We start from the raw sequence: 26,157 nt of genomic DNA, 5'->3' as shown, positions 1-26,157 counted from the left end.
CCGGCCTGATTTAAAAATTATCTGAAATGGCTTTTTCAATCAGCTTTTTGCAACGGTCAAGCTCTGTCTTCAGCTGTTTTTTGTAAAGCTTCGCAGCTTCATAGTCTTTAAATTGATAGAGAACGACTTCCTGGAGTTTGGCTCCCTCTTTTTTCACTTTTACTTGTTTTAAAATCCCGTCATCCAAAAGTTCGTGAAGTGAACGGTACACCTCGGTATGGTTCGGCTTAAAACCGATGGGTTTAAATTCCGAACGCAGCACCTCGAGAAGCTTCAGTCCGTAAAGCCGTTCCTGCTCTGTCATTGTAATCATGTAAAGCTTTAAAAAAGCTCTTTGTTTCACTAAAAAACCGGTTGAACTTCTTTTTTCTTCTTTCAATATGTGCGCACCCTTCCTTCTAACAAATTATTCCATGTACTAAATATTCTCTTTATATCCCGTTTTCCCTTTTATCGTTCGGACAGTTTGGTTTGTATAGATTTGTTTTTTGGAGGCGGGGAAAAATAATCTTAATGAACATTTGGTACATAGTTTATTTAGTTTAATTATAGCTGATAGCAGTTTCTTTTTCACTCTTTTTTCTGCAAAAACGGATTTTTATGCCTATTTATTCGGGTTTGCGGAAACAAAAAAGACCCGTCGTGAAGACAGGTCCCCTTTTGTTTAAGGATTCGTTGACCACAAACCGGCAGTTTTGATGAAAATGCGCGGATGTAATTTCAATTGAGCAACCATATATTCTGCAAGATCCTCAGGCTGCATGACTTTTTCCGGATTGCCGTCTGTCAGATTTAATTCAATAGACATGTCGCTGGCAACCGTGCTCGGAGTCATTGCGCTGACACGGATATTGTGTTTTCTGACTTCCTGCATGAGAGATTCAGTCAGACCGAGAACGGCAAATTTAGAAGCGCTGTACGCACTTGTCGCCGCGGCGCCTCTTTGGCCCGCCGTAGAAGAAATATTAATGATATCTCCTGATTTTCTCTCAATCATTTCAGGAAGAACGGCGCGTGTCACGTGGTATACACCCATTACATTAACTTGTATGATGTCTTCCCACTCTTCAGGCGTAAGATCCAAAAATCCGCCGAATTTGCTGATTCCGGCATTGTTAATCAAGATGTCAATCTCACCGAGTTCTTCTTTAATAGAGGAGACGGCTTGTTCAACCTCTTTTTGGTTTTTTACATCGGCAGCAGCGAATGATGCCTTTACACCAAGGGCTTTCACTTCTTCCGCAACCTTTTCGACATTTGCTTCTGTGCGGCCGATTAAACCGATATTGACTCCTTCTTTGGCTAAAGCGATAGCGGCGGCGCGGCCGATTCCTCTGCCCGCACCCGTGATAAGAGCCGTTTTGTTTTGTAAGCTTTCCACGTCTTTCACCCTTTCTGAATGTCCTTATGTACGATTTCACATTATAAGCAGAAAAAAAACAATTAGCAAATAAAATGATTCAACACGATCCGTAAAGGGTATCAACTGAAAAAAAGGGGTGAAAAGCAGATGATCATCATTTTGTATATCAGTGCTGCCGTTGCGGCTGCCGCATTCATTTATGCAGGCGTATCCGCCGTGCGTTTTAAAAGAAATACAGCGCCTGATATAAAGAAGATTAACACCACAGCAGCGTCCATGCAGACGTCCGTTGATGAAATCAAAACAGAAACCGTTCTGTTATCGCAAAAGCAAAAAGAACTGCAGGAAGATTTTCTCACTAAAAAAACAGCCGTGCAAACGACTGCGGCCGAAGTTAAAGGAACGCCTCACGTCCTGAAGATGCTCTGGAACGCCGGTAAAAGTGATGTATGAGCCTGCATGTCATCTGACGTTTTTGATGACACTAAGAGAAACTGGCGGATTCAAGGAGGCATAACATGATTTGCGATCGTGAGCGGCTTGCGCATTTTTTGCAGCAGCTTAAAGCACTATCATATTCGGGAGGGTTTACAAAATCGGATTTACTGACTCCGGCTTTCCATTTAGCCAAGGACGGAGATCTGGATTTGTATTATTCGCCTCATAATGAATATATTAACCCTCATGCAGTCGTTGCCATTTCCGGAATCACACCCGGTTTTTTTCAAATGCAGCTGGCTTACAAAAAAGCGGCACAGCTTTTAAAAGATGGCGAAACGCTTGAAACGATAGCGTATGAAACAAAAAAATCGGCCGGACTTTCCGGTTCAATGAGACAGAACATCATCGAAATGCTTAATGAATGCGGTCTGCCGGCCGCGCTTCACGTTGAGGATTCATCCCGGTTATTTGATTCAAAACGGGAGCTTCTTCATACAACGTCCGTTATCAAACACCCTGTTTTTTATAAACAGAAAAACTATACGGGACATCGGCCGGCAATCAGCAGGTCAGCTCTTCTCAGCCGTTACGCGCTGAAATATTTTCCGGATGAAATAGAAATGATGGAAAAGGACATTCTGCTTATCCCTCTCGGCAAAGCAGCAGAATCAGCCTGCCGCATGCTGAAGAAGAACGGCAGAATGGGTCATGCGTTCATTCTGGAAGGCTTCCCGCATCCGTCCGGAGCAAACGGACATCGTTTCAAACAATTTCACGAAAACAAACAATCGTTACGTGAACAAATTCAGCGCTTTGCCGGGTTTCTTCAGCAGCTGTAAAAAACGCCCCGAATTTTCGGGGCGCTGCTGTTAAGAAGCGTATTCAGGCAATGCTTTATTGTGTTTTACCGTTTTCTCTTCAGGTATTTTGATTTGATTTGTCAAGATTGCACTTACGAAATAGAGCGCTGCGAAAATCCATACAACGCCTTGAGCGCCGACAAGCCCGATGAACGCCCAGGCAAGCGCTGGGCCGACAAATGCCGACAGGCCCGCAGCCAGATTTAACACAGACATGGCAGCACCTTTATCGCTGCCGGCCGCCGTCGGCACGATAGCCCCGATCGGAACGAACCCGGCGAGGAGCCCTCCCCATATAAAACCGACAATGCTGACGAAAAGCAAGTTTCCATGTGATACAACAGGAGCATAATATAATAAAAGAGTAAAAATGCCGCAGCCCACTCCCCCGAACCACATGACAGTCTTTTTCCAGCCGAAGGCATCACCGACTGCGCCGAAGATTAAGTTAAAAACGATATTTCCGAGAAAGATCGTTCCCCAAATTTGAAGCCATACATTTGTAGAAATGCCGTGCTGCGCCATATGCATCGGGAGGAATACCGGAAATCCGTATGTTCCGATGCTGTTAATGATCCGAATGATCCCCCCAGAGAGCACGCGCGGATTTTCAGCAAGGATGGTGATTCCCTTCATTAATTCCTGCGCCTTTTCCCGCTTATCTGCCTTTTTCTTTTCAAAGCGGTCCCTGTTTAAAATCAAAGCAAAAAACGCGCCGAGGCAGACCCAGAAAATTGAACTCCACAGTGTATTCAAATAGCCGAAGGATTTGATGGCCCAGCTTGAATACCAAGCACCGAATACAAACATCCCGCAGCAATATGCAATCCAGAACCAGCCGACCGCCGTACTGAGCCTGTTTTTCGGCGACCGGTAAATCACCCATGTCAAAAATGAATAGGCAAACAGCGGATAACCCAGCCCTTTAATAAAATACGTGACATACATCACCGGCAAATTAAGATTTTCAAATCCGTATGCGATAAACGCGGCTGTTCCGATAACGTAAAACAACAGCCCCATAAGCATCGTCCGCTTTGCGCCGAAGGCTTCGAGGCAGACCCCTGAAAACCAAGACGCCACAGCGAGAGAAATACCGTAAACCGTAAACAGGGATGCTGATTGCTGTACCGTCAAGCCGTTTTCAACTAAAAACGGGCTGAGCCAGCCTTGTTCAAGGCCGTCCCCCATCATAAACAGCACGACCCCTAAAAATCCCCAGGCGAGCTGTTTCGGAATCCCTATCTTATTAAGCATTTTTGTTCCTCCTCAGCAATCTTTCATGTTGTCATCTCATCCCCAAGTCAGGCTTTCACCGCCGGCTGAAAATGAGTAAATAATTTTTGCGTATATTTCCATTCTTCATATAGGAAGAGATCCGTCTGATCCGCTTCCGGCTCAATTACCTTTGTGCGGCTCGAAAGCTCTGCTTTCACACCGAGAGCTTCGTTGCAAATCATCGCCGCTCCCATTGCGGATGCCTGGCTGAACCCCTCTCTCTTATAGATTTTCTTTTGGAGAAGGTTAGCAAGAAACTGCGTCAAAGCATCACTTTGGAAACCGCCGCCGCACACCTTCACATAATCTTGTGAAAAGGAAGCCACCTCTGTTAACGCCTCATAGTTCCATTTGATTGAAAAAGCGATTTCCAGCAGTGCGGCTTTGACAAAATGGGCTCTGCTTAAGTTTTGGGACAGCGGGGCGTCAAAAATAAATCCGCCTTTTGCCAGTGCGTTTTTCTCTGGCGATAAATAGGAGCCTAACGCAGAAATACAAGCATGATCATGTTTCGGCAGACTTGCGATTTCCTGTTCCATGACGCCGTAGGATTCATTCGGATAAAAAATGGATTTTAATTTTTGATAATTGAGTCCTGTTACACCCGGATTCGTTTCAAGGAGCCATTGACCTTCTTCTGTATGGCAATTCAGCCATGCATTCTTTAAACTTTCAGTTCGGGTCTCAGCTGTTATCTTTATAATCGGCGTCGTCGTGCCGGATACGATGACGATATCTCCCGGCTTTGCATCTGCACTTTTGATGGCAAGCTGTGTGTCTCCTCCGCCTGCAATCACAGGCACTCTTTCAGAAAGACCGAGAACCGCCGTTTTCTTAAACGTTAACATTCCGACAACCGTCCCAGATCGGACGAGTGAAGGAAGAATGGCAGAAGGCACACCGAAGATGTTGCATAATGTCTCTGACCACGCCTTTTTCCTTACGTCAAACAGCAGTGTTTCAGCAGCCTGTGACGGTTCATAGCTTAAAATACCGCTCAGCTCAAATGTCACCCAGTCACTGATGCTTGTGATGTACTTCAGTTCTTTACATAAAGACGGCTGTCTAGCTTTTAATCCGACAAGTTTCATGGCGGAAAATAAAGCGCTCGGAAGACGTCCGGTTTGCTGATGCACTTCTTCTTTTGCTTCAATCCCGTCTTCCCATTCACGCCCTCTGTTATCAATGTTGGGCAGACCGAGAAATGCCTTTTTATCTTTATTGATCAGAACAATTCCCTGCCTCTGGCTTGTTGAGGTGATTCCGATTAATGTAATATGAGGGCTTTTGCCAATAACCTTCCTTGCCATAGCGCTGATTTGCTTCCATAACCCTTCCGGTGAGAAATATCGTCCGTCCGGATAAAGCGGATCCGTCACATATTCAATGTCTTCCCTTTCAAGCGCGGTCACTTCGCCTCCGGCAGTCACGACCGCGACTCGCGCATTCCCCGTCCCGATGTCAAATACAAGGTAGCCTTTTTGTTCAGTCATTACAGCCTCCTCCTTCCGGTTCAAGTTCTCTTTTGTTATAAAGTTCACGTATTGAGCAGGTTTGATCTTGTTTCCATTTGAAAAGCGCTTTATTTAAAATCTTCACATGATGATCTTCCACTTCAAATGTTGCGCCCGCTAAATGGGGAGTCGCTAACACATTCGGCAAAGAGATCAATTCATAATCAGAAGATTCAGGCGGTTCGTGATAAAACACGTCAAGGATCGCTCCCTTAATCCGCCGTTCTTTCAGCACCCGCAGCAGCTCTTCCCTGTCTGTAACCGCCGCTCTTGACGTATTGACAAAAACAGCTTCCTGTTTCATCAATTGAAAGTGCCGGGCGCCGATAAGGCCGATGGTTTCTTCTGTGCGCGGCAAGTGAACGGAAACAATATCACTTTCAGAAAATACCCGTTCAATCGTCGTTTTTTCATACTCCCGGTTTTCATGACGGACAAATGGGTCATAGTAAAGCACCTTGCAGTCAAAAGCGGCCAATAGCCGGGCGATTCTCTGTCCGACAGCTCCGAAACCGATAAGGCCGACTGTTTTCCCCGTCAGCTCATTTCCTCTGAATTTGACATAAGCCTGCAAATAATCACCATTCCACTTCCCGTCCTTCAGCCACTGTAGGGAAGAATACGTATGACGCAAAAATGAAATCACATTTCCGATAAACATTTCAGCAACGGCCTGGGCATTGCGGGCCGGTGTAAAGAAAACGGGGATTTTTCTTTTAGTCGCCGCCGCAATATCCACATTAGACGGCATTCCTCTGCAGACACCGATAAAAGCGGAATCCGGCAATATGTCAATAACACGCTCAGACACCTCATCAAGTTCAGTAATAAGCCCCGACGCGTTTGTCTCATGAATCATTCGGATCAATTCATCTTCCCGATAGGCCCGGCCGTGCTTTTTCCACGGCCGGTGCACAGTCCGGCCGAACAGCTCAGTCAGCTCCTTCAGCCCCTCGTCGTGATATGGCGCGGTAATTAAAACCGTCATGGTGCAAAACATCCTTTTCACATTTATTTTTTCATAAAAAAATCTCTTTCCCCGAAGAAGGAAAGAGATTCATATACCGTCTTTATCCGCTTGAAGCGCACAAATATGTATAGATCATTCTTTCCTATCTTTCAAGCATACGCTTGCTGGAATTGGCACAATAAATGTTGCCGAGGTTTCATAGGGCCAGTCCCTCCACCTCTCTGGATAGAAAATAAAATGATGAAATTGTCAGGCTGTTTAAAAGAATAAACTCATCATAGAAAAGTCTTTCCGTGATGTCAACACTTTTTTTCTGAATTGACGTTCGATTTTGAAATGTTATAATGCTTACAATATAAACAAAGAGGAGAAATGGGCTATGAATTCTGCTGCAACACAGCCGAACGGGGTCTTTAAGTCGGTATGCTCACTAGACTGTCCCGATCAATGCGGCTTGCTTGTGACAAAAAAAGACGGAAAAATCGTTAACATTCAGGGAGACCCCGATCACCCGGTCACATCAGGGAATATTTGCAACAAAGTCAGACACATGGCTGAGCGTATTTATGATGAGAAGCGCGTAACCGTTCCGTTAAAACGGATCGGTAAAAAAGGTGAAGCCGCGTTTGCGCCTATTTCCTGGGAGGAAGCGATCAATACGATCAGTGCGCGCTGGAAAGAGCTTATTGCCGAAGAAGGAGCGGAAAGCATTCTTCCGTACAGCTTTTACGGCAATATGGGAAAACTGGCGGCAGAGGGAATGGACCGCCGTTTTTTCCATCGTCTCGGAGCGAGTCATCTCGAACGGACGATTTGCAGCAAAGCCGGATCTGAAGGCTATAACTATACAATGGGTGAAGGAGCGGGTACTGATCCGGAGGAGACCATACATGCGAAGCTCTTTATTTTTTGGGGGATCAATGCCGTCAGCACGAATATGCACCAAGTCATGATTGCCCAAAAAGCCCGGAAAAAAGGGGCTAAAATTGTCGTTATCGATGTACATAAGAACCAAACCGGCCGGCTTGCCGATTGGTTTATTCCCATTCGGCCCGGCACAGATGCCGCACTCGCCCTCGGTATCATGCATGTCTTATTCGACGAAAACCTTCACGATGAAGCATTTCTCACAGAATACACCGAAGGCAGTGACGAATTAAAAGCGCACGTTCAACACTATGATCCGGAAACAGTTTCTGCTATTACAGGCGTTAAAGCCGACGATATCAGACGCCTTGCGAGAATGTACGGAGAAACCTCCCCTTCCCTTATCAGGATCGGAAACGGCATTCAGCACCATGACAATGGCGGAATGATCGTCCGCACAGTTGCCTGTCTACCGGCTGTTACAGGACAGTGGCTCAACACCGGTGGAGGCGCAATCAAGCACAACAGCGCGGTATTAAACTATAACAGACAAGCGCTTCAGCGGCCTGATCTGCTTTACGGCAGGAAGCCACGATCATTTAATATGAACAGGCTCGGAAGCGTTCTGTTAGAAACAAAACCGCCCGTGCGCTCCCTGTTTATTTACGGTACGAATCCCGCGGTGGTTGCGCCGGAAGCGAATAAAGTCAGAAAAGGCCTGCTGCGTGAGGATTTATTTACAGTCGTTCACGATCTGTTTTTAACGGAAACTGCCAAATATGCGGATATCGTGCTCCCTGCTGCATCCGCTTTTGAAAACACGGATTTTTACACGTCTTACTGGCATCATTTTATTCAGCTGCAAAAAGCGGTGATCGAACCCTACGGGGACAGCAAATCGAATACGGAAGTGTTCCGTTTGCTTGCCGGAGCAATGGGATTTACCGAGCAGGAGCTTCAGGATTCCGATGAAGAATTGATCAGACAGGCGCTGGACTTTCCCGACAATCCGTATATCGAGGATATTGATTACGAAGCGCTCTCACGCCATTCCTTCATGAAAGCCAAACGGAAAAAACCGCTTTTTCCGGGAAAGCTCAAGACACCAAGCGGAAGAATTGAATTATATTCGGAAAAGATGAAACAGGACGGTTATCCCGCGCTGCCGACACATATCCCTCTTGAGAGCGATGACGATTTTCCGCTTTTATTTGTCCCGGGACCGAATCATAATTTTTTAAATTCGACATTTTCGAATAATGAAAAACACGTAAAACTGGAAAAAGCGCCAAAGCTTTTTATTCATACAGAGGATGCTGTACGCCGGAACATCGAAGACGGGGAAACCGTTAGAGTTTGGAATCACCGCGGCGAGTGTGAATTAACAGCTTCGGTCGGCGAACAGGTGCTTCCCGGCGTTGCAGTCAGCCAAGGTCTTTGGGCCGATATGGATGATAAAAAACAGCTCGTCAATTCGCTCACGCCCGATCGGCTGGCGGATATGGGCGGAGGCGCTGTTTTCTTCTCCGGAAAGGTGCAGGTGGAAAAGCTCAGCAATCAAAACCGTCCGCAATAAACGCCCGACGGTTTTGCTGAAGGCTGAATCCTTCGGCCGGCTTCACCATATAAAAAATGATAACGTTTATTGGAGGTTTGGATATCATTACCGGCATCGGAATCGCTTTAGCCGGATATTTCATCGGAGACGGATTGAAAAACTTTAAATCACCTGATCCTCATGAACACACTGACCACATTCTCATTAAAGAAAAAGATCTGCACTTCTATATTGGTTATTATTTAGGAGTTACGAAGGAAGAAGCAAAACAAATCGTGCCCGACACCTCTGACATTCCGCATATCACGAGAAACGGAAAGCGGTATGTGCAGAAGAATACATTAAGAGAATGGCTGACTTCCATGCTGGAAAAAGAATAACAGCTGCCTTGAAAAGCGGGAAGAGTTTTTCTCTTCCCGTTCATTAAGATTTGCCGCCCTGCCTCTCTTCAATCCCAAACATACGAAGGATATCGTTCTTACTTAACGAAACATCCCCTTCTTTTGATTTCAAATAAAACCCTTTCATATATAACCGTATGACTTCCTCATATGTAAGCCCATGACGAAGGAGCGCCATTAAACGCCCGTCTTTTTCATCTTGTTTATTGAACCATTCATACTGTTCTGACCAGTTCACTTTCTGCATGTCAAACACCTTCCCACTTTAGATTAATGCCCTTTTCGCATTTATTATACTTATTTCCCCTTCTGTAAACACTCCGACTGCCTGTGACATTTTTAAAACAGCTGTAACCCGCTGCTATTAGTCACCATGTTGACTTATTTTCCACTTCAATGTATATTGCAATTGTCAACATGGTGACGATTTAGATAGGAGATAACTTATGGATATTAAATTATTAATGAAGGAACTGCATGTTATGCAGCAAAGTTACGCATCATTATTTTCGGTTGTCAATAAAGTGCAGGCTCGGGGGGACGAATACTTAGAATTGCTGACTTCCCGACAGCACATGACTCTTATTGCTATTGCCCATTTACCGACGGAAGATACCACACTTATGAATATTGCTAAAAAGCTGGGTACAACAAAACAAACCGCTAACAAATTAATTTCAAGCCTCGCGAAAAAAGGATATGTTCACACTGTGCCAAGCAAACTGGATAAACGTGCAATCAATATTGAGATTACCCCTGAAGGAAAAAAAGCGTTAATTTCCTGTTCAGAAAAATCCACCTATTTTTTAGCGGATATGTTTCATGACTTCACAACTGATGAAATTGAAACATTCTGGAGGCTATTGCAAAAACTTTATCGTTTTGATGGTGAAGAACAGGATGGTTTTGAAGAAAAAGCACATTTGAAAGTTGAAGATCAGGCACAATTCATCTCAGATGACTATGAAGAAAAAATCATGGCTGAATTTTCAAAACGGCGATATGGGAGTGCAGACGATGAATAATATGCTTTATCGAAAAGTAAAAGAAACAGAGGATAAGATGAAGGAAAAATGCTATGAGCTGAAAGATAAAATTGATCAATTTATTTTTCATGCCAAATATAAAATTCATCGCAAACGTAAATTGGACCGAGCCGGCAATTATATATCAATTGCCATTGGACTCTTTATCCTAACTGCCTCATGGCTGACCGCAACACAATGGCTGCTTTGGATAGGCGCGGCGAGTATTTTGAGTAATGCCTGTTTGCTCATTATAAAGCCTGTTAAAAATTGAAAATCTGAAAAAAGCTCTCTATTAGAGAGCTTTCTTTTATTAATCGTCCCAGTCTTCATCTTCTTCCCAGTTTTCTTTCATCTCATGAAGTCTTTCATAAAAGAATTTTATAAAATGGGCAGAATTAAGTTCTTTATAGCCACCGAATTCACTCCAAATAACAACTGGACATTCTCCTTCACTGTTGATTTTATTGGTATCTAAACAATACCCAAAAAAATCAACATGTTCTATGACTACTAAGCCACTTGGCAATCCCCTATATTCATGATATTCCCTGGTTGCTTCTACAACTGAAGCACCGCCAAAATCATAGCCTAATAAATCGATTCCATAAACCCCGCCAGAACCATAGTTTCTAAGAAACCATTTGTAGCTATCTGGCAGCGTGACTTGAAGATCTTGCTCAATTTTTAAAATTTTATCTTCTCCAATCCCACCCGTAAAATCTTTTTCTTTTGCATTATCAGCTATGAATTCTTTTACTTTTAAATAAAAATCCATGGTTTATAACCCCTTATTCTTTCTCATATTGTTTTGCTCTCCACTTCCAATACCTTGTCTTAAAGTTATTGTACTGTTTCTCAAGGTAAACATCATTCCGGAAGCTTTCTCCATTACCTTTAAGGCCATGGATTACGTCGCTATACTTTGTATGTAAACTATTAGGTATCTCAAGCAACGGTCCACTTTCTTCTTGTATGAGGTGATGTAAGTTAATCTGTGTTCCGTCTTTAGCATAAGGAGACTTACCATCTTTCATTAATTCCAGGTTGGTTTTTCCTTTTGGAGTTTTTTGATTAATATCAATGTCCTTTAAGGTATAGACTCTACGGCTTACATCTCTAATTTGTCTTTTAACTTTTACTTTGCCGTCTATTTCAACAGCACCATACTTTTCTTTATTTAACCAAGGAAGGTTTATTTCTTGACCAGTAAACGGCTTTCTCGTTCCATCCGGGATTTTCTTTGCATTGGTCAAAAGTTCATTTTTAAGGTTTTGGCTGTCAACCACATTGTATGGTACGTCACCCGCTAGAGCAAGCTTATACTTAGGATTATACGGAAGCAAATCTGGAAGTTTAACGTCTTTAATTTTCTTCCCTGCCTGTCCTGCCTTGTTTATGACCTTCCCCGCCGCATCAGCTTTGTTAACGGCTCCTGCGCCTTTCGTTCCGACGACAGCCACAGCTGCTGAACCGACCGCATATGTCACCCATCTTGATCTGGAATACGCATCTCCATTTACCATATCCTTTTGATATGATTCCTCAATAGCTGTTGAAATGGCATTATACGTGTTAATTGGATGAGCAACTGCCCCTATGATACCTTCAACAACTTCATCAGGCTTATTGATCAGTTGCCATAAACCGGTTACCGTGTCTTTCCCGACATCATAAAGACCGACGCCGGCTCCTTTTAAAATATCCCAAGTCACTTCTCCGGCTTCTTCCAGCTGTTTTGCTTGTTCAAGCTGAATGACATATTGCTGCTGGGAAGGTTCAAGGTTTTCATAGCCGATCTTCTTCGCAATTTCTAAATATTCATCTGGATCGGTCACACCGTCGGCGAGTTTTTTCTTCAGATCCTTGATTTCCCGCTCTTTCGCTTCTTCCTTTTTAAACGTTAAATATGTGTCTGAGTGTCTTGCAATCTCGTCTTTTTTCTTATGTATGTCGCTTTCTCGGTATGCCTTGGCGTTGTAATAAAGCGGAGTGGCGTTTTTTCCTTGGCCTGTTGCGTTTTGGAGCTGCTGAAAGTCGGCCTGAATGAAATGTTCATTTGCCTCGGTTTCTGCGTATTCTTTCGTTAGATCGTGATCAAGCTTTCCGAGTTTATGTATGGTATCGTTCCTTTTTTTATCTGCTGAATCCAGCTTTTGATCGACATCTTCTGTCGAGAAAACATCAAGATGAATGATATCACTGATTTCATCAAGGATACCTTTCATTTCATTGCGCTGCTCCTGCATGATGGCTTGTGATTTATTCTTCGCATGAATCAGCTCGTGTTCTAAAAATGACTCTTCCACAAACGAATCGGCCAGTCCCGCATCAGCTACTTTTCCAGAAATACTGTTAAGAAACGCAATCTTCATATCGATCAGATCAAGCCAGCTGTCTGTGACACCGGCGTGATCTTGAAAGAATGCTTTAATGTTGTCGGCGCCTTTGCCTGAAAACTCACTGTCATCTAAATCAGCCATTCCCTGAAATGCTTTTCTGAGATTGATAAATTGTTCTCTAATCTGATCGTATTGTTTTGCCCGCTTTTCTGCGGCTGAAATGAACGAGGCTGCTTCAAATACTTTCATTTGCGGCTCCTTTCCGCTTCTTTATTCCTAAATTTTACCACAGGATATAAGATTAGATGAATCTCTTGCATTTGTCGAACTGCTTTATTCAAGATCATAAAATTTCAAAGAAAACCTTACACGAAAGATCGGGGATCGGCAAAACAAAGCCAGATATAACATATATTAAAAAATCTCTTGCATTTCCGCACCCGCCATGCTATATTGATATAGCGATGAGCTGAATTGTGTAAGCCGATGCACATGCCCTTGCGGCACACACGAATGTGGCGTGTGGTGTATCGCCTCAATACGCAAAAGACGTTTGCTTCTGCAAACGTCTTTTTTTATTATCCGATTTTCGTTCCGTTCGGTACTGTCTGCTCTGGCGTAAGCAGGACAACGTCTCCTTTTTCCGGGATGCCGCCGAGAACGAGAACTTCTGACTTAAATCCGGCGATCCGCCGCGGCGGAAAGTTGACAATAGCTGTAACCTGTCTGCCCATCAGATCACCCGGTTCGTACCGTTTTGTAATCTGGGCGCTTGATTGTTTCATGCCGATCTTTTCGCCGAAATCTATTGTCATCTTAATGGCCGGCACCTTTGCTTCCGGGAATACTTCCGCTTTTACGACCGTTCCTATTCTAAGATCAAGCTTGATAAAATCTTCGATGACTGCCATATCAAAAACTCCTTTTTTACAATCATGATACCAAAAAAAGAAGCAGTTTATTTAACCGATTTTCAGGATTATTTATCAGATTGAAAGGTGTTTCGGAAGACGCGCGGCGTTATTCCCTTATGTCTGACAAACCATCTGGTAAAGGAAGACAAATTTTGAAAGCCGACCTCCTGACTGATGTCTGTCAGCCGGCATTTTGTTTCAATAAGCATTTGTTCCGCTTTCTTCATACGGAGCTCAGCAATATAAGCTTGCGGGCTTTTCCCCGTCTGCTTTTTAAACCAGTCGGAATAATACGCCGGGTGGTAATGTTCCATTGCGGCAAGCTCTTTAATTGTAAAAGTCTTTGATAGATTTCGGCGGATATACGCAATTGAATCATTCGTACGGTTTACTTGTATCTTTTCAGCAATATATTCTGCAAGCAGACTCAATGAATGAGCCGACTGCTGCTTTGTCTCTTCTGTCAGCAGAAACCGAATCGAAGTCCAAAAAGGATCAAGCTTATTCAGAACGCCGGGGGCAAATGAACCTTTGAAAAAATATGCCGGTATGTCGAGAACGAGACATTCATTTCGCTCCAAAGAACGGAACCGATGTTCATGCCCGGGCGGAATATACAGCATTTGATCAGGTTTTAATCTGATTTTACGTCTTTCTGTCTCCAGGTCCAGCTGTCCTTCGAGCGGAAAGAGCATTTGGCAGTATGTGTGTGCATGAGAATCAAAAATATGTGAATAGGTGCGCCGCTCACAAATGATATGTTGTAATGAATCCATTTGTCCCTCCTTTTTACATGATGCGTCTTTTTATTTAGTTTACATAATAATATTATTGTTCCCTCTCCTGCAAACCTCTTAGAAAAGCAACAACTGCAAACTCCCGGCTTTCCTTAATTGATTCGGTTAATTCAAATGCACTCTGTTTTCTCAACACGGCAAATCCGTGAAGAAGGCTCCTCAGTCCTCTCGCAGCATGAATCGCAGTGTCAGACTGTGCATATCCGTTAGCAGTCAGCTGCCTGACAACAAGCTCTACAAGCAGGCTTGACAGATTCTCAATCCGCCCGTCTTTTATCTTTTGAAATGTTGCGTCATATAATCCGGGATTGGCTTCGGCGAAATTGATATAGGCATCGGCGAGAGCAAGCAAAGCCGTTTCGCCCGTCAGTCCTTCTGCAGAGGCCGCCATATTTTCATATAACATAGTTAAACCGGAGACAGCCAGCTCTGCTTTAATTCCTTGAAGGCCATTGACAAAATTGTAAAGGGAAGGCGGTTTTACGTTTAAGGACTTTGCAACAGCCGCAAGCGTCACTTCGTTCAGCCCTTTTTCGTCAGCGATGCCTGCTGCGGCTCTCAATATCATGTCAAGGCTCATTCCGACTCTCGGTGACATTATGATCGGCCACCAGGCAGGCTTCGTTCGGCTTCCTCAACAGCCTCAGCCATCATTTCAACGGGATTGCAGAGAACATTTCCATGTCCGGCGGCCAGACTGCTTGGTTGATGAGCGATAAGTGTTCTTGCTGTTTTTACAGCTTCTTCTTTATTCCACGTAGCAAAAGCCGGAAACGGAAATTTCCATTTCAGCTTCCCAGAAACAGCAAGGCCGCCCCGTACTTGAAAGGCATCTCCGACGATCAGCATATCATTTCTCATATCTTTAAAAGCGAGGCTTCCCGGCGTATGACCGGGAGCGGGAATGACAAGTAAAGATCCGATCCGCTCGCCGCCTTTCAGCAGGCGATCAGGTTCGGTCTGAACATTTTTCGGCACTCCCCCCTTTATCGGTGTTTGTGCTTCATGCTCAAATAATGAAGTGTCACCTTTCAGCAAGAAAGAATCCCGCTCAGAAATACAGACGGAAGCATCCGGAAATTCCGCAGCTAATGAGTCAAGCGAACCGATGTGATCCCCGTGCGCGTGGGTGAGTAATATGTCATTCAGCGGCTTCCCAAGCTGCCGCAATGCTTGTTTGATTCCTTTATGACTGTTAGGCAGTCCGGCGTCAATCAGGGTTACTCCTTCTTCTTCTTCAACCAAATAACAATTCACCGGGAAGAGCGCGGGAAAAAAAGTCAGCTGCCAAACGGTTCCGTATTGTAAGATTCTCATCAAGATCCCCCTAAAAACTAATAGTATTAGTTTTATTATAACTAATACCGTTAGTTTATCAAGAGTTTTCTGTTTAAATCCTGAAAAAGGCGCGGGCGCTTCTCTTATGCAAAAAAAAGAAACGTGCATAATGTGATAAAAGATGCTTTCAGCCTGCGAATAAATCAGACTACTAAAACCAGCCGGATAAGCATACACTACTCAACGGAGGGGGAGTTCCACACCATGCATATCACACTTCAAAGCATCTGCCCTGTCTTAATGATTGCCTTTTTTTTGTATAAAAAGGTGAAACGGTCCGTCGGCTTTCAGCCTTTGAAACCCCGCTGGCTTTATACAAGAATGATTTTGTTTTCATTGCTGGCCGCAGCTCTGGCGTTTTTCAGCATCACACACCCGGCTTTATACGGCCATCTTATATTCGGCACTTTTTGCGGCTGGCTTCTGGTCCTGTTTGCTAAACGGAACATTTCTTTTGAAGAACGCCGCGGAAAAATGTATTTTCGCACTCACCTGTGGATTGAACTTATTCTATTAACGTTATTCCTATCGAGATTTGTTTATCGCGTTATTGAAATTTACCGGGTCACAGCGGACTTTACCCATCCGGAGGCATACAGCCAAACGGTCGGGGCCGATCCGCTGACCATCAGTATCTTTTATTTCATCGCAGTGTATTACAGCGGCTTCTCTTTTTATGTTTTAAAAACGAGCAGAGACCAAACCAATAACAGTCAGTACGGCTGACATCCCTGTCTAAAAAGCAGGGATGTTTTTTAATCGTGCCGCGTATGGTGAATCATTTGCTGAAGCACATCTAACACATGTTCATCCTCAGGAGAATAATAGATGGATGTTCCTTCTCTGCGTGATTTGACGAGGCGCAGATTTTTAAGAAAACGCAGCTGATGAGAAACGGTAGACTGCAGCAAATTCAGCTTTTCTGCGATATCATTTACCGCGTGCTCACCCTGTGACAGCAAATGGAGAATTCTGATTCTGGTCGGATCAGACAGCGCCTTAAAAGTCTGGGCAACCAAAAATAAAGTTTCCTCATCTAAATCGACAGCGGGGTCATTTTTGTTTCCGGATTCGTGAAATTCAGTCATATACCTCACCCTTCTTTTCTCAAGTAGCCCAATTATACCAAATGTCAATTGATGCAGATACATCCTGTGCCTGACAAAAGAACCGTTATTTTAAATTTATGTTTCAAATACGGGTTTCCGCTTGGTTTCGCGCATTCATCTGTGTCATAATGAAAAAGTCATAATGCTCCTGAAATTGAGGGTGAAACACAGTGGAGAAAAAGAAAAAAGGCTGTTTCGCTGCTGCGGGTCTTATGATGATATGTGTTTTTGTCATGGTTTCCTTCTTCCTCATTCTGTTATTTTCAAATAATGAATGGCTCAAAAGTCTTCCGTTTGATGTCAAGCCGATCGTCCTTGAACGGCTGACAGATTACAAACCGCTTGTTGAAGACGAGCTGGATGAAAAAGGACTCACCAAATATACATCGCTTGTACTCGGCATGATATATCAGGAGTCAAAAGGAAGAGGAAATGATCCCATGCAGTCTTCAGAATCTCTGGGTTTAAAGCGAAATGAGATTAAAAACCCTCAAACCAGTATCAAACAGGGAATCAAACAATTCACTCTCATGTACCAAACAGGCAAGAAAAAAGGCGTAGACTTGGATACGATTATACAAAGCTACAACATGGGAGCCGGCTATATTGATTTTGTGGCTGAACATGGAGGATCGCATACTGAGGAACTGGCAAAACAATACTCCGAGCAGCAGGTCAAAAAGAATCCGAAACTTTACACTTGCGGAGGGAACAAAGACAATTTCCGTTATCCCTACTGCTATGGTGATTACACGTACGCAGAAAAAGTAAAAGCAAAAACAAAAACCGTTGAACAATCCTTAAATGTAACAACACTTGAAACGCTTGAAGAGTAAAAGGCGCCCTGATGAGGCGCCTTTTTCAATCAATAGAAAAAAGCCGCGCAGAGCACGGCTTTTTTTAATAATACGGTGAGATCATTAAGTATACAATGACACCCGTCAGACTGACATACAGCCAGAGCGGCATCGTCCATCTCGCGATTTTTTTGTGGCGCTCCACTTGCATGCTGAATCCTCTGATCAGCGTAAACAGCGCAAGCGGCACGATAACGGCGGAAAGACAGATGTGCGTAATTAAAATAAAGAAATAAATCCCCCGAATGATGCCGTGGCCGCCGAATAAAGTATTTTCAGCCACAGAGTGGTATACGACATAGCAGATCAAAAACAGCAGAGTCGTCGTAAACGCCGCCAAAATAAAACGTTTATGCGCTTGAATATTTTTTTGCTTAATCATAAAGAGCGCTGCCAGCAAAAAGATAAAAGTAAAGCTGTTAAAAATGGCATTTAACATCGGCAGAATATGAATATTGGCAATGCTGACCTGTCCCGATTTCGGCATAAAAAACAGCACCGCAATTAACCCGTTGATCAGAACGGTCAATGTCAGCACGATACCGGTATAACTTTTAGGTTTGTTTTCTGTCTGATTCATCTTATGACCTCTCTCAATTTTACTGACTATCCAAATGGTATGAGAATTCAGCTTTGATGTCAACGGTTTCGCCCGCTTCGTCAGAAATTAGACAAACTTAAGCCCTAAAAAGACCGGGTGTTTGAGACCCGGCCTTTCGTCATATCATGCTTCCTTCAACAGTTCTTCTATCACCTTATGTTCGTTTTCATTCAACAGATTTTTTGGAATGATCCGATCAATCGGTTTATTCATGTGCTGATCGAGAATATCGGCTGTTTCTTTGTCCCCTGCGATTACGAGACGCTCCCATTGGTGTGAAGCGGCCTTTTGATCAAGGTTTGAAGCCAATCGTTTATACAGCCTGTTTTGGTTTTCTTCGACGTGGGCTTTGGCAGCGTCTTCGTCCATCGACGCGGAGAGGCTTCCGCTTACATCCTGCGGTTTCCACGATTCATTGATGACGTCGTAATGATAATGCTCCACTCCTTCAATTTTTCCGAGTACGGTTTCTATGATCTTCACTTCATTCTGCTGGGTGAGAATAAAAGCCGTGCTCGGAAATTGTTCACGAAGAAGTTCTAATTGATCAAGGACAGCCGTCTCTTCCCAATAAAATCGTGTTTCAACAGGCACCTGCAATTCAATCGTCTCCCAAATACCGCCTTCTCCCGACGCAAAAAATACGAGACTTCGCGGCATCTCTTTACCAAGCTCATCGATATATTGATAGACACGTTCCATGATGCGGACGAGAGATTTTTCTTCTTCCGGATCACTGGCAGACAGATACTCTTTTAATCTCCGAAAACCGGTTTTCAAGGCGATTTTCCACTCTCCCCCCTGCTGATCCGGATTTCTCATATCCGTATTTACATATAAGGAAAGCATTTTATCAGGAGATTCCGTCATTACGTACTTCAATTTGCCGATGAGTGAGTCAATTGCCATTATAGATTCCTCCTTTTTCCGCTGCTCACTGTTCCTTTCCCTATCCGCACCGCCTTAAAAACGTCAATCCACATATAAACGGCAGACTTTTCTAAAAAAGTTTTTGCAAAACCCATTTACAAACCAAGACATCATTTACTACAATGGATACTTGTGTTTAACTAAGACTTTTACGCTGTGAAAGGAGTATGATTTTGTTTACTGCAGAAGAAAGAGATCAGAAAGAGCTGGAAAAAGAGCTTCATAAACTTGAATTTCAGATTTTCAGAATGCGGGAAAATCTGATAGATGTATCAAAAGACGCGCGAGTGCTTGGTATTGATCAATCGAACAATGACGATTGGATCATTGTTTCCTCGATTGATGATGGCCAAACATGTAAGATTATGCTGACTGATTGTGAATCAGCCTACAGGGGAAGAGGCTGTTTTTCACTGATCGCCTCTTATTATGACAATGCCATTCATATCGGGGACATTAAAGGCCCGCCGAACCACGGCTACGGCTCGATCTGCATGAAATTTTTAAAACATATCGCCAGAGAGCAGAATATCCCGAAAGTGACGGGCGACATCGCTAAGCGTGATTGGGATCATGTCGACAGACTCGTTCATTTTTATGAAAAGCATCACTTTGATGTCTGGATTGACAATGATACGCAATCAGGCGGCATTAAATGGGTCGACCTGTAAAAAAATAATAGAGAAACCCTCTTTTATATGGTGTAATAGATTAAACCATATAAGGAGGGTTTTTTTTGTATCCGGAAAAATTGAAAAAAGGTGACGGCATTCGTATTGTGTCTCCGGCCACAAGCATGTCCGTTATGTCAGATGAAAATATAATTGCCGCAAAGTCAAAATTGGAGGAGCTCGGCTTTCGTGTCTCTTTTTCAGAGCATGCGAAAGAAATAAATGAATTTGATTCATCATCCATTGAATCGCGTGTACGGGATCTGCACGAGGCTTTCGCTGACCCTGACATCAAAGCGATTTTGACGACACTCGGCGGGTTCCAATCAAATCAGCTGCTCCGCTATCTTGATTATGAAAACATCAAGCGGCATCCGAAAATCCTTTGCGGCTATTCAGATATTACCGCTCTCGGCCATGCCATATATCAAAAAACCGGCCTTATTACATATTCCGGTCCCCACTTTTCTTCATTTGCCATGAAAAAAGGGCTGGACTATACGATTGACTCTTTCTTGGCCTGCTGTGCTTCTGACAACCCGTATGAGGCAAAGCCTTCATCTGAGTGGAGTAATGATAAATGGTATTTGAACCAGGAGGACAGACGTTTTTATCGGAATCCGGGACCGCTCGTTATTCAACCCGGATATGCGGAAGGAACACTGATCGGAGGAAATCTATGCACGCTGAATCTTCTGCAGGGCACGGAATACTTTCCGGAGATGGAACAAGTGATTCTGTTTATAGAGGATGATCATATGTCGGACATTCATATGTTTGACCGGGATTTGCAGTCACTCATCCACCTTCCCGCTTTTTCAGCCGTGAAAGGAATTGTCATCGGACGTTTCCAGCATGCTTCAAATGTGTCTGAGGAGGCTCTGCGTGCCGTCATCCGTACAAAAGAAGAACTGGCATCCATGCCTGTTATCGCAAATGCTGATTTCGGCCATACCTCCCCTTTGATGACATTCCCGATCGGAGGAACATGCAGGATAGAAGCCGGCTCAGAAGGCGGACGGATATGGATCGATCGGCATTAATACATAAAGACGGGAAAACCGCCCCGTCTTTTTATTTTGACGCCTTATGCCGCGGCGTGCGCGGAGCGATCATAATTCGTCCGCCGGCCGCTGCCGTCACCCATACGGAAGCTCCTTCATAAAAACGGCTGATCTCTTCATTATATACGGCATGTGTCAGTTCACGTTTATCATGCGTTCCGTCTTGGTTTTTTACGTTTAAAATAAGCACAAGCTCGTGCCTGCCATTCTTCATCACGCCAGTACGTCTCACCTTTTCAATAACGGCTGGCCTTCCTCTCCCTCTGTCAAGCGCCTGAAACAGCCTGACAGCAGGCATAGACAGTCCGATAACGAGCACAATGGCGAAAGCGGTGCATATACCTGCATGAAACACCGGTGATTCTGTGAAGGCATTCCATAAACATATAAATTCCGGCTCCATTAGATTCATACATCCCTTCAGATTCCGTTTTCACATCCATTCCTTATTATATTAGAGAAACGCTTTTTCTTTTTCCGCATATAACGATTATATACAGTCAAAAAAGGGAAGAAAAAAAGAACACAAAGCATTTCGCCTTGTGTTCTTCATCTCTATATGAAACTAGTCTAATACTTTAACATTTACTGTTCTGACGCCCCAGTTGTTAGCGTCACTTTTCTTTGCAACAAATACGTCAATTTTATTTCCTTTAATTGCGCCGCCTGTATCTGCTGCTGTTGCCACTCCGTAACCTTCAACATAAACCTTAGAGCCAAGCGGAATGACACTAGGGTCTACCGCGATGACTTTTGCATCAGGGTTTTTGTTTAAGTCAACACCGGTTGCCGTTACACCGGAAATGCCGCCGTCGTTAGCAGAGTAAGCAGTTGCAGTCATTGTCAGCTGCTTTTTAGGCTCTTGTTGGTTTGTATTTGATTGAACAGGCTGCTGTTTTGCTTCGACAGCCTTCGCTTCTTGTTTAGGTTGTTGTTCTTGAACAGGTTCTTGTTTAGGCTGCTCGTTTTTGACAGCTTCTTGTTTCGGCTGTTCTGTCTCGGCAGCTGGTTTTTGTTCAGTTTGCGGCTGGCTGGCTTCTTGAGCCGGCTGTGCAGCCTGAGCCTGACCTTTCACATTTAACGTTGTGCCTGCGTAAATTATATCTGATTGCAAGTTATTCAAGCTTTTCAGATTGCCGACTGATGTTCCGAATTTCTGAGCAATTTTCCAGAGGCTGTCGCCCTGCTTCACTGTGTACTGCCCAGATGTGGTTGTTTCTACTGAAGAAATAGTCAGTTTCTCTCCTTCAATGATTAAATCAGAAGATAACTGATTCCATTCTTTTAAGTCCTTTAGGTTCACTCCGTTTTTTTGCGAGATCCCCCAGAGCGTGTCACCCTTTTGCACCGTGATTTCTTTAGCAGAAGCGTGAGCTCCAAATGCAGTTGTTGAAATTGCTGCAACTGCGACAAAGGACATAATCGTCTTCTTCATAAGTAAATCCTCCCTTGTTAGCTTTTTATTGGCGGCTAACAGGTGATATCGTAACATATGAAAATGTCAGTTCAATAACAAAACGATTTGAATTAGATTACAGTTCCTTTACATGAAACATTTCTCTCGCTTGGTAAGTCTTGCTGAAACCCTGATACAGCAAGGGTTTTCAAGCTTCTGATTTTTCCGGCGCGAATGAAAAACACAATGTGCAAATTTCTAAAAAAACTTTTTTTCACTCTGTTTCTCTTACATAATTTCGGATTTCTTCTAAAAAAACTGCTCCGTATTTCAATCTTTTTTGTTCCCCGACCCCTTTTACGGAAAGAAGATCCTGATCCGTTTTCGGAAGTTTCGCCGACATTTCTTTTAACGTCTGATCTGAGAACACGACAAATGGAGGCACGCCCTGTTCAGCTGCAATCTCTTTGCGGAGACGCCGGAGAAGCTCAAATAATTCATCATTTTCGGTAACGGCGGCGGCCTGTAAGGCTTCTTTTCTCGCGACTGCGCTTTTTCCAAGCAGAACGTCCCTGCCTTTTTGGGTGACCATAAGCGTCGGAAATGTGCCGTCCGCCATTCTGATATATTCATCTGAAATAAGGAATTCGATAAAATCACTGATTTCCGCTGCGGATTGATGCTTCATAATGCCGTAAGTGGACAGGCTGCTGAAGCCGTTTTCCAGCACTTTTTTATTTTTTGACCCGCTAAGCACCTGCGCCACCATCGTTTTTCCGAAGCGCTCATTCATTCTGATGATGCATGACAATACCATCTGCGCTTCTTTTGTGACGTCATGGGCGGTCCTTGTATCAGTGCAATTGCCGCATGCTCCGCAAGCTTCCGCCTCATTCTCGCCGAAATACTTCAGAATAAACCGCTGCAGGCAATCTTCCGTATGGCAGTAATCCACCATCTGTCTCAGTTTTTTGAGATCCTGCTTTTGTTTTTCTTCTCCGGCGGCCGATTGGTCTATTAAAAAACGCTGCACCATAATATCCTGCGGCGAAAATAAGAGCACACACTCGCTGTTAAGACCGTCGCGCCCGGCCCGTCCGGCTTCCTGGTAATAGCTCTCCATATCTTTCGGAATCTGCGCGTGTAAAACGAACCTGATGTTGCTCTTATCGATTCCCATTCCGAAAGCGGACGTAGCTACCATCACTTGTATCTGATCGTTAAGAAACCGCTCCTGCTGGTCTTTTCTGTCATCATCCGCCAATCCGCCGTGATAACGGCCGGCATTGATGCCGCTGCGTTTTAATTTCTCATATAAACGGTCGGTTTCTTTTCTTGTCGCTGTATATATAATGCCGGCTTCGTGTTTATTTTTTTCCAGATACCGCTCGATAAACCGGTCTTTGTTTTCGCCCTTTACTACTTTAAACGTTAAATTCTCTCTGGCAAAACCGGTATATACAGTTTGTTCTTTCTTAATATGAAGCTGCTTACAGATGTCATCATGAACCTCAGGCGTAGCCGTCGCCGTTAATGCGATGATGACGGGCGGTTCTTTTAGTTCATTAAAAAGGATTTCGATATTCCGGTAACTCGGCCTGAAATCATGTCCCCATTGCGATATACAGTGAGCTTCGTCAATGGCGACAAGAGGAACCGTAATATTCTGCAGGATGTGAATGAATTCAGAAGAAGTCAAACGCTCCGGTGTGATGTAAAAGAGCCGGTAAGCCCCTTGCTTCAAACCGGTCAGGCGCTCATGAATGTCACGGCTTGTCTGGGTACTGTTAATATAAGCTGCCGCGATACCCGCTTCTTCAAGCGCGTCGACTTGATCTTTCATTAAGGAAATAAGAGGGGAAATAACGATTGTGGTTCCTTCAAACAGCAGTGCGGGAATCTGATAGCAGATTGATTTTCCGCCCCCCGTCGGCATAATGCAGACCGTGTTTTTTCTCTCCTCTGCAACTGATTGTATCGCCTGCTTTTGGCCCGCGCGAAGACTGTCGTAGCCAAAATAATGCGCCAGAAGGGATTGGGCTTTCTCCAGCATATGTTGTAAAACCTCACTTTGTCTTTGATTCTTTTATTTTATCATACTGATAAAGTACGCTGCTCAAGGGCAATTCAAAATAAAAAGCCATCTCCGCAAGGGAAATGGCTTTCGCTACGTATGCCGTACGCAAGTAAGAAAGTTTTAAACCACCACTCCTCAAAGTGGGTGTTTGCAGAAGCGTTCCTGTCGTCCTCTGCAATGGAGGCATGACATTCCGGCTTCGATATAAAACTCCCTATTACAGCTTAAAGGTTAAAACTTAATTAACAATACGAACAATGTAGCTTCTCTTATATCCTACACCATCAGTCGTATTTTGGCAAGAGGGTTAATTCTTTTACAGAAAACCTTTTTTCTTTGTGAAAAATGCTTTATTCTACATAAAAATTGTTTTTTCGACAAAATATCAATATATCAATATAAGATCAGATCGAAAGCTGCCGCCAGTTTCTTCTATAATAGAAAAAACTCTCACACCCTGTATGGGCGCAAGAGTTAATGGAAATTAGAATTTTGCAGCCAGATCTTTCGCTTCTTGCAGTCCTTTTTCAATGATCGCTTGAGCGTTATCCGGTGCAGCATTATGGCCTTCAACGACAACAGTGTGAAGATCTTGGACACCCCAGAAACCGAGAACGGTTTTCATGAAGTTTAATGACATTTCAAGAGATGCCATCGGTCCTTCAGAATATACGCCGCCGCGTGCGTTTAAGAGCACTACTTTTTTATCTCCCATCAGACCTTTTGGTCCTTCAGGCGTGTATGTGAAAGTAACTCCTGCGCGAGACAGGTAATCAACATAAGTATGAAGCACAGCAGGCACTGTGAAGTTCCAAAGCGGGAATGCAAACACGACTTTGTCAGCTTTGACAAATTGATTTAAGTAAATGTCAGCAGTTGACGCTTGTTTTTTCTCTTCGTCTGTCATTTCAATTCCTTTTGAAGCTTTGAATGTTCCGTTAATCATATCTCTTCCGAGGTAAGGAAGGTTTTCTTTATGAAGATCAAGTTCGATCACTTCATCATTCGGATTGTTTTCTTTATAAGCAGCCAGAAACGCTTCGTATAATTTTACGGATACGCCTTCTTCAGCCGTACGATCACTTGATTTTACAAATAATACTTGAGACATTCTAAATTCCTCCCGGTAATCTTTTAATATTTACTTACAAATAGTATGTTACTTTCTTTTTTATATAAAGTCAATGATTTTATTTCGATTTTGAGATTTTTTATGGAATAAAAAAACAGGTACATATGAATGTACCTGCTGCTATTATTGTGAATCCTGCTCGCGATCCAGGATTTCGTAAGTTTGTGAGCTTTTTTGATCAACGGTTTCTTTATTTGAGAGGTCTTTCACCTGCTCGTGAAATTCCCTTTCATATGACGGAGCGTCTGTTTTCACATCCCCTTCTGTTTCTCGCTGCGCTTCGACGGTCATTCTGGCGTACGGCACGGCTTCAAGTCTTTCATAAGGAATTTCTTTTCCCGTTTTCTCGCAAATCCCGTATGTTCCTTTTTCCATTCGTTCAAGCGCGGCATTCACCTCATCTAAAAGATTCTGATCGACACCGTCCAGCGTCTGATTCGTGACCCTGTCCAAATAAATGCTTCCGTGATCAGCTAAGTGATTATCTACTCCGTTAGACAGTTCTCCTGTGTCTTCGCTCATTGAATGATTTTCTTTTGATTCTCCCTGAAGACTTTCCTTTAAATCGATTAATTTATGATAAAGGCTGTCCTGCTGTTCTTTTGATAATGACATATTCATCATCTCCTTTTTCGTCTGTATTCTTCGCTGC

At 43.6% G+C, this 26,157-nt stretch carries 30 protein-coding genes, 1 other RNA gene and 1 riboswitch; of the genes, 10 read left to right on the top strand and 21 right to left on the bottom strand.

The window, feature by feature from the left end; genetic code table 11:
- Positions 1–10: 10 nt before the first annotated feature.
- Both rtp and BXO87_RS15790 read right to left on the bottom strand, forming a co-directional pair.
- Positions 11–379 (bottom strand): replication termination protein, encoded by a 369-nt coding sequence (gene rtp, locus BXO87_RS15795; protein ID WP_003153833.1) that lies wholly within the window; start codon positions 377–379, stop codon positions 11–13.
- Between the two features lie 285 nt (positions 380–664).
- On the bottom strand, positions 665–1,381 hold the full coding sequence (locus BXO87_RS15790; protein WP_007407344.1) for a 3-ketoacyl-ACP reductase: 717 nt from the start codon (positions 1,379–1,381) through the stop codon (positions 665–667).
- A 129-nt stretch (positions 1,382–1,510) separates the two neighbouring features.
- On the opposite strand from BXO87_RS15790, the gene BXO87_RS15785 reads away from it, so the two are divergent.
- Complete coding sequence (locus tag BXO87_RS15785) at positions 1,511–1,816, top strand: DUF948 domain-containing protein (protein WP_038458366.1); 306 nt, start codon at positions 1,511–1,513, stop codon at positions 1,814–1,816.
- Positions 1,817–1,881: 65 nt separating this feature from the next.
- A complete protein-coding gene (locus BXO87_RS15780) occupies positions 1,882–2,643 on the top strand; it encodes a hypothetical protein (protein WP_038458369.1) in 762 nt (253 codons plus the stop codon).
- A 30-nt stretch (positions 2,644–2,673) separates the two neighbouring features.
- Here the strand turns inward: BXO87_RS15780 and BXO87_RS15775 are convergent, their stop codons facing one another.
- Genes BXO87_RS15775 through BXO87_RS15765 form a run of 3 tightly spaced genes read right to left on the bottom strand, consistent with a single transcriptional unit; the run spans position 2,674 to position 6,444 of the window.
- Positions 2,674–3,921, bottom strand: coding sequence for an RbtT/DalT/CsbX family MFS transporter (locus BXO87_RS15775; protein ID WP_038458373.1), 1,248 nt, complete (start codon positions 3,919–3,921; stop codon positions 2,674–2,676).
- A gap of 47 nt (positions 3,922–3,968) precedes the next feature.
- Positions 3,969–5,435, bottom strand: coding sequence for an FGGY-family carbohydrate kinase (locus tag BXO87_RS15770; RefSeq protein WP_038458376.1), 1,467 nt, complete (start codon positions 5,433–5,435; stop codon positions 3,969–3,971).
- Positions 5,428–6,444, bottom strand: a complete 1,017-nt coding sequence (locus BXO87_RS15765) for a 2-hydroxyacid dehydrogenase (RefSeq protein ID WP_038458378.1) — start codon at positions 6,442–6,444, stop codon at positions 5,428–5,430. The genes BXO87_RS15770 and BXO87_RS15765 overlap by 8 nt, the downstream gene beginning before the upstream one ends.
- Positions 6,445–6,565: 121 nt before the next feature.
- A riboswitch (SAM riboswitch) is annotated at positions 6,566–6,658 on the bottom strand.
- 147 nt (positions 6,659–6,805) lie between these two features.
- Here BXO87_RS15765 and BXO87_RS15760 point away from each other — a divergent pair.
- Together BXO87_RS15760 and BXO87_RS15755 are read left to right on the top strand one after the other, a co-directional pair.
- On the top strand, positions 6,806–8,869 hold the full coding sequence (locus BXO87_RS15760; protein ID WP_038458381.1) for a molybdopterin oxidoreductase family protein: 2,064 nt from the start codon (positions 6,806–6,808) through the stop codon (positions 8,867–8,869).
- A 77-nt stretch (positions 8,870–8,946) separates the two neighbouring features.
- Positions 8,947–9,231 (top strand): hypothetical protein, encoded by a 285-nt coding sequence (locus tag BXO87_RS15755; RefSeq protein WP_014418096.1) that lies wholly within the window; start codon positions 8,947–8,949, stop codon positions 9,229–9,231.
- A 43-nt stretch (positions 9,232–9,274) separates the two neighbouring features.
- Here the strand turns inward: BXO87_RS15755 and BXO87_RS15750 are convergent, their stop codons facing one another.
- On the bottom strand, positions 9,275–9,499 hold the full coding sequence (locus BXO87_RS15750) for a hypothetical protein (RefSeq protein ID WP_038458384.1): 225 nt from the start codon (positions 9,497–9,499) through the stop codon (positions 9,275–9,277).
- Between the two features lie 199 nt (positions 9,500–9,698).
- On the opposite strand from BXO87_RS15750, the gene BXO87_RS15745 reads away from it, so the two are divergent.
- Both BXO87_RS15745 and BXO87_RS15740 read left to right on the top strand, forming a co-directional pair.
- Entirely contained in the window at positions 9,699–10,277 is a 579-nt protein-coding gene (locus tag BXO87_RS15745; RefSeq protein ID WP_038458387.1) for a MarR family winged helix-turn-helix transcriptional regulator, read from the top strand.
- Positions 10,270–10,551: a hypothetical protein gene (locus tag BXO87_RS15740; protein ID WP_038458390.1), complete on the top strand. Its 282-nt coding sequence runs from the start codon at positions 10,270–10,272 to the stop codon at positions 10,549–10,551. Before BXO87_RS15745 ends, BXO87_RS15740 begins: the two co-directional genes overlap by 8 nt.
- A gap of 39 nt (positions 10,552–10,590) precedes the next feature.
- On the opposite strand, the gene BXO87_RS15735 is transcribed toward BXO87_RS15740, so the two are convergent.
- The 6 genes from BXO87_RS15735 to BXO87_RS15710 all read right to left on the bottom strand — a co-directional run bounded on the left by BXO87_RS15735 (position 10,591) and on the right by BXO87_RS15710 (position 15,647).
- Positions 10,591–11,055 carry an SMI1/KNR4 family protein gene (locus BXO87_RS15735; RefSeq protein ID WP_038458393.1) on the bottom strand — a complete coding sequence of 155 codons (465 nt, stop codon included), beginning with the start codon at positions 11,053–11,055 and terminating at the stop codon, positions 10,591–10,593.
- Positions 11,056–11,068: 13 nt separating this feature from the next.
- Positions 11,069–12,868, bottom strand: coding sequence for a T7SS effector LXG polymorphic toxin (locus BXO87_RS15730; RefSeq protein ID WP_038458395.1), 1,800 nt, complete (start codon positions 12,866–12,868; stop codon positions 11,069–11,071).
- A gap of 329 nt (positions 12,869–13,197) precedes the next feature.
- Positions 13,198–13,530: a chaperone CsaA gene (gene csaA / locus BXO87_RS15725; RefSeq protein WP_032866230.1), complete on the bottom strand. Its 333-nt coding sequence runs from the start codon at positions 13,528–13,530 to the stop codon at positions 13,198–13,200.
- A gap of 68 nt (positions 13,531–13,598) precedes the next feature.
- On the bottom strand, positions 13,599–14,309 hold the full coding sequence (locus BXO87_RS15720) for an AraC family transcriptional regulator (RefSeq protein ID WP_061046692.1): 711 nt from the start codon (positions 14,307–14,309) through the stop codon (positions 13,599–13,601).
- Between the two features lie 52 nt (positions 14,310–14,361).
- Positions 14,362–14,928, bottom strand: a complete 567-nt coding sequence (locus BXO87_RS15715; RefSeq protein ID WP_007407996.1) for a TetR/AcrR family transcriptional regulator — start codon at positions 14,926–14,928, stop codon at positions 14,362–14,364.
- A complete protein-coding gene (locus tag BXO87_RS15710; RefSeq protein ID WP_020955928.1) occupies positions 14,928–15,647 on the bottom strand; it encodes an MBL fold metallo-hydrolase in 720 nt (239 codons plus the stop codon). The genes BXO87_RS15715 and BXO87_RS15710 overlap by 1 nt, the downstream gene beginning before the upstream one ends.
- A gap of 225 nt (positions 15,648–15,872) precedes the next feature.
- On the opposite strand from BXO87_RS15710, the gene BXO87_RS15705 reads away from it, so the two are divergent.
- Positions 15,873–16,394, top strand: a complete 522-nt coding sequence (locus BXO87_RS15705) for a CcdC protein domain-containing protein (RefSeq protein WP_007407994.1) — start codon at positions 15,873–15,875, stop codon at positions 16,392–16,394.
- 29 nt (positions 16,395–16,423) lie between these two features.
- On the opposite strand, the gene czrA is transcribed toward BXO87_RS15705, so the two are convergent.
- On the bottom strand, positions 16,424–16,756 hold the full coding sequence (czrA, locus tag BXO87_RS15700; RefSeq protein WP_012117736.1) for a Zn(II)-responsive metalloregulatory transcriptional repressor CzrA: 333 nt from the start codon (positions 16,754–16,756) through the stop codon (positions 16,424–16,426).
- Between the two features lie 191 nt (positions 16,757–16,947).
- Here czrA and BXO87_RS15695 point away from each other — a divergent pair, with 191 nt between their 5' ends.
- Positions 16,948–17,613, top strand: coding sequence for a lysozyme family protein (locus BXO87_RS15695; protein WP_003153802.1), 666 nt, complete (start codon positions 16,948–16,950; stop codon positions 17,611–17,613).
- Positions 17,614–17,677: 64 nt separating this feature from the next.
- On the opposite strand, the gene BXO87_RS15690 is transcribed toward BXO87_RS15695, so the two are convergent.
- Entirely contained in the window at positions 17,678–18,214 is a 537-nt protein-coding gene (locus BXO87_RS15690) for a DUF420 domain-containing protein (RefSeq protein WP_007407990.1), read from the bottom strand.
- A 144-nt stretch (positions 18,215–18,358) separates the two neighbouring features.
- Complete coding sequence (locus BXO87_RS15685) at positions 18,359–19,144, bottom strand: VLRF1 family aeRF1-type release factor (RefSeq protein WP_007407989.1); 786 nt, start codon at positions 19,142–19,144, stop codon at positions 18,359–18,361.
- Between the two features lie 188 nt (positions 19,145–19,332).
- Here BXO87_RS15685 and BXO87_RS15680 point away from each other — a divergent pair, with 188 nt between their 5' ends.
- Together BXO87_RS15680 and BXO87_RS15675 are read left to right on the top strand one after the other, a co-directional pair.
- Positions 19,333–19,836, top strand: coding sequence for an N-acetyltransferase (locus BXO87_RS15680; protein WP_014418107.1), 504 nt, complete (start codon positions 19,333–19,335; stop codon positions 19,834–19,836).
- Between the two features lie 65 nt (positions 19,837–19,901).
- Positions 19,902–20,879, top strand: coding sequence for a S66 family peptidase (locus BXO87_RS15675; RefSeq protein WP_076851392.1), 978 nt, complete (start codon positions 19,902–19,904; stop codon positions 20,877–20,879).
- 31 nt (positions 20,880–20,910) lie between these two features.
- Here BXO87_RS15675 and BXO87_RS15670 read toward each other — a convergent pair whose 3' ends face one another.
- The 6 genes from BXO87_RS15670 to BXO87_RS15645 form a co-directional block, all read right to left on the bottom strand.
- Positions 20,911–21,303: a hypothetical protein gene (locus tag BXO87_RS15670; protein WP_007407986.1), complete on the bottom strand. Its 393-nt coding sequence runs from the start codon at positions 21,301–21,303 to the stop codon at positions 20,911–20,913.
- Positions 21,304–21,465: 162 nt separating this feature from the next.
- Entirely contained in the window at positions 21,466–22,335 is an 870-nt protein-coding gene (locus BXO87_RS15665; protein WP_007407985.1) for a 3D domain-containing protein, read from the bottom strand.
- Between the two features lie 235 nt (positions 22,336–22,570).
- A complete protein-coding gene (gene recQ / locus BXO87_RS15660) occupies positions 22,571–24,349 on the bottom strand; it encodes a DNA helicase RecQ (RefSeq protein WP_061046687.1) in 1,779 nt (592 codons plus the stop codon).
- Positions 24,350–24,456: 107 nt separating this feature from the next.
- A non-coding RNA gene (gene ssrS / locus BXO87_RS15655) (6S RNA) lies at positions 24,457–24,642 on the bottom strand.
- 215 nt (positions 24,643–24,857) lie between these two features.
- Positions 24,858–25,484 (bottom strand): FMN-dependent NADH-azoreductase, encoded by a 627-nt coding sequence (locus BXO87_RS15650; protein ID WP_038458424.1) that lies wholly within the window; start codon positions 25,482–25,484, stop codon positions 24,858–24,860.
- A gap of 144 nt (positions 25,485–25,628) precedes the next feature.
- Complete coding sequence (locus tag BXO87_RS15645) at positions 25,629–26,120, bottom strand: TraR/DksA family transcriptional regulator (protein WP_015417624.1); 492 nt, start codon at positions 26,118–26,120, stop codon at positions 25,629–25,631.
- Between the last annotated feature and the right edge of the window lie 37 nt (positions 26,121–26,157).

The sequence above is a fragment of the Bacillus sp. GZB genome (assembly GCF_001975995.1).
GTDB classification, from domain to species: domain Bacteria; phylum Bacillota; class Bacilli; order Bacillales; family Bacillaceae; genus Bacillus; species Bacillus velezensis.
This window is presented reverse-complemented; position numbering and strand designations above follow the sequence as displayed.

What these genes read in the sequence shown, in the direction of transcription:
- BXO87_RS15785 (WP_038458366.1), top strand. Translation starts at nt 1,511, where the DNA reads ATGATCATCATTTTGTATATCAGTGCTGCCGTTGCGGCTGCCGCATTC.
- BXO87_RS15780 (WP_038458369.1), top strand. Translation starts at nt 1,882, where the DNA reads ATGATTTGCGATCGTGAGCGGCTTGCGCATTTTTTGCAGCAGCTTAAA.
- BXO87_RS15775 (WP_038458373.1), bottom strand. Translation starts at nt 3,921, where the DNA reads ATGCTTAATAAGATAGGGATTCCGAAACAGCTCGCCTGGGGATTTTTA.
- BXO87_RS15770 (WP_038458376.1), bottom strand. Translation starts at nt 5,435, where the DNA reads ATGACTGAACAAAAAGGCTACCTTGTATTTGACATCGGGACGGGGAAT.
- BXO87_RS15765 (WP_038458378.1), bottom strand. Translation starts at nt 6,444, where the DNA reads ATGACGGTTTTAATTACCGCGCCATATCACGACGAGGGGCTGAAGGAG.
- BXO87_RS15760 (WP_038458381.1), top strand. Translation starts at nt 6,806, where the DNA reads ATGAATTCTGCTGCAACACAGCCGAACGGGGTCTTTAAGTCGGTATGC.
- BXO87_RS15750 (WP_038458384.1), bottom strand. Translation starts at nt 9,499, where the DNA reads ATGCAGAAAGTGAACTGGTCAGAACAGTATGAATGGTTCAATAAACAA.
- BXO87_RS15745 (WP_038458387.1), top strand. Translation starts at nt 9,699, where the DNA reads ATGGATATTAAATTATTAATGAAGGAACTGCATGTTATGCAGCAAAGT.
- BXO87_RS15740 (WP_038458390.1), top strand. Translation starts at nt 10,270, where the DNA reads ATGAATAATATGCTTTATCGAAAAGTAAAAGAAACAGAGGATAAGATG.
- BXO87_RS15735 (WP_038458393.1), bottom strand. Translation starts at nt 11,055, where the DNA reads ATGGATTTTTATTTAAAAGTAAAAGAATTCATAGCTGATAATGCAAAA.
- BXO87_RS15730 (WP_038458395.1), bottom strand. Translation starts at nt 12,868, where the DNA reads ATGAAAGTATTTGAAGCAGCCTCGTTCATTTCAGCCGCAGAAAAGCGG.
- csaA (WP_032866230.1), bottom strand. Translation starts at nt 13,530, where the DNA reads ATGGCAGTCATCGAAGATTTTATCAAGCTTGATCTTAGAATAGGAACG.
- BXO87_RS15720 (WP_061046692.1), bottom strand. Translation starts at nt 14,309, where the DNA reads ATGGATTCATTACAACATATCATTTGTGAGCGGCGCACCTATTCACAT.
- BXO87_RS15715 (WP_007407996.1), bottom strand. Translation starts at nt 14,928, where the DNA reads ATGTCACCGAGAGTCGGAATGAGCCTTGACATGATATTGAGAGCCGCA.
- BXO87_RS15710 (WP_020955928.1), bottom strand. Translation starts at nt 15,647, where the DNA reads ATGAGAATCTTACAATACGGAACCGTTTGGCAGCTGACTTTTTTTCCC.
- BXO87_RS15705 (WP_007407994.1), top strand. Translation starts at nt 15,873, where the DNA reads ATGCATATCACACTTCAAAGCATCTGCCCTGTCTTAATGATTGCCTTT.
- czrA (WP_012117736.1), bottom strand. Translation starts at nt 16,756, where the DNA reads ATGACTGAATTTCACGAATCCGGAAACAAAAATGACCCCGCTGTCGAT.
- BXO87_RS15690 (WP_007407990.1), bottom strand. Translation starts at nt 18,214, where the DNA reads ATGAATCAGACAGAAAACAAACCTAAAAGTTATACCGGTATCGTGCTG.
- BXO87_RS15685 (WP_007407989.1), bottom strand. Translation starts at nt 19,144, where the DNA reads ATGGCAATTGACTCACTCATCGGCAAATTGAAGTACGTAATGACGGAA.
- BXO87_RS15680 (WP_014418107.1), top strand. Translation starts at nt 19,333, where the DNA reads ATGATTTTGTTTACTGCAGAAGAAAGAGATCAGAAAGAGCTGGAAAAA.
- BXO87_RS15670 (WP_007407986.1), bottom strand. Translation starts at nt 21,303, where the DNA reads ATGGAGCCGGAATTTATATGTTTATGGAATGCCTTCACAGAATCACCG.
- BXO87_RS15665 (WP_007407985.1), bottom strand. Translation starts at nt 22,335, where the DNA reads ATGAAGAAGACGATTATGTCCTTTGTCGCAGTTGCAGCAATTTCAACA.
- recQ (WP_061046687.1), bottom strand. Translation starts at nt 24,349, where the DNA reads ATGCTGGAGAAAGCCCAATCCCTTCTGGCGCATTATTTTGGCTACGAC.
- BXO87_RS15650 (WP_038458424.1), bottom strand. Translation starts at nt 25,484, where the DNA reads ATGTCTCAAGTATTATTTGTAAAATCAAGTGATCGTACGGCTGAAGAA.
- BXO87_RS15645 (WP_015417624.1), bottom strand. Translation starts at nt 26,120, where the DNA reads ATGTCATTATCAAAAGAACAGCAGGACAGCCTTTATCATAAATTAATC.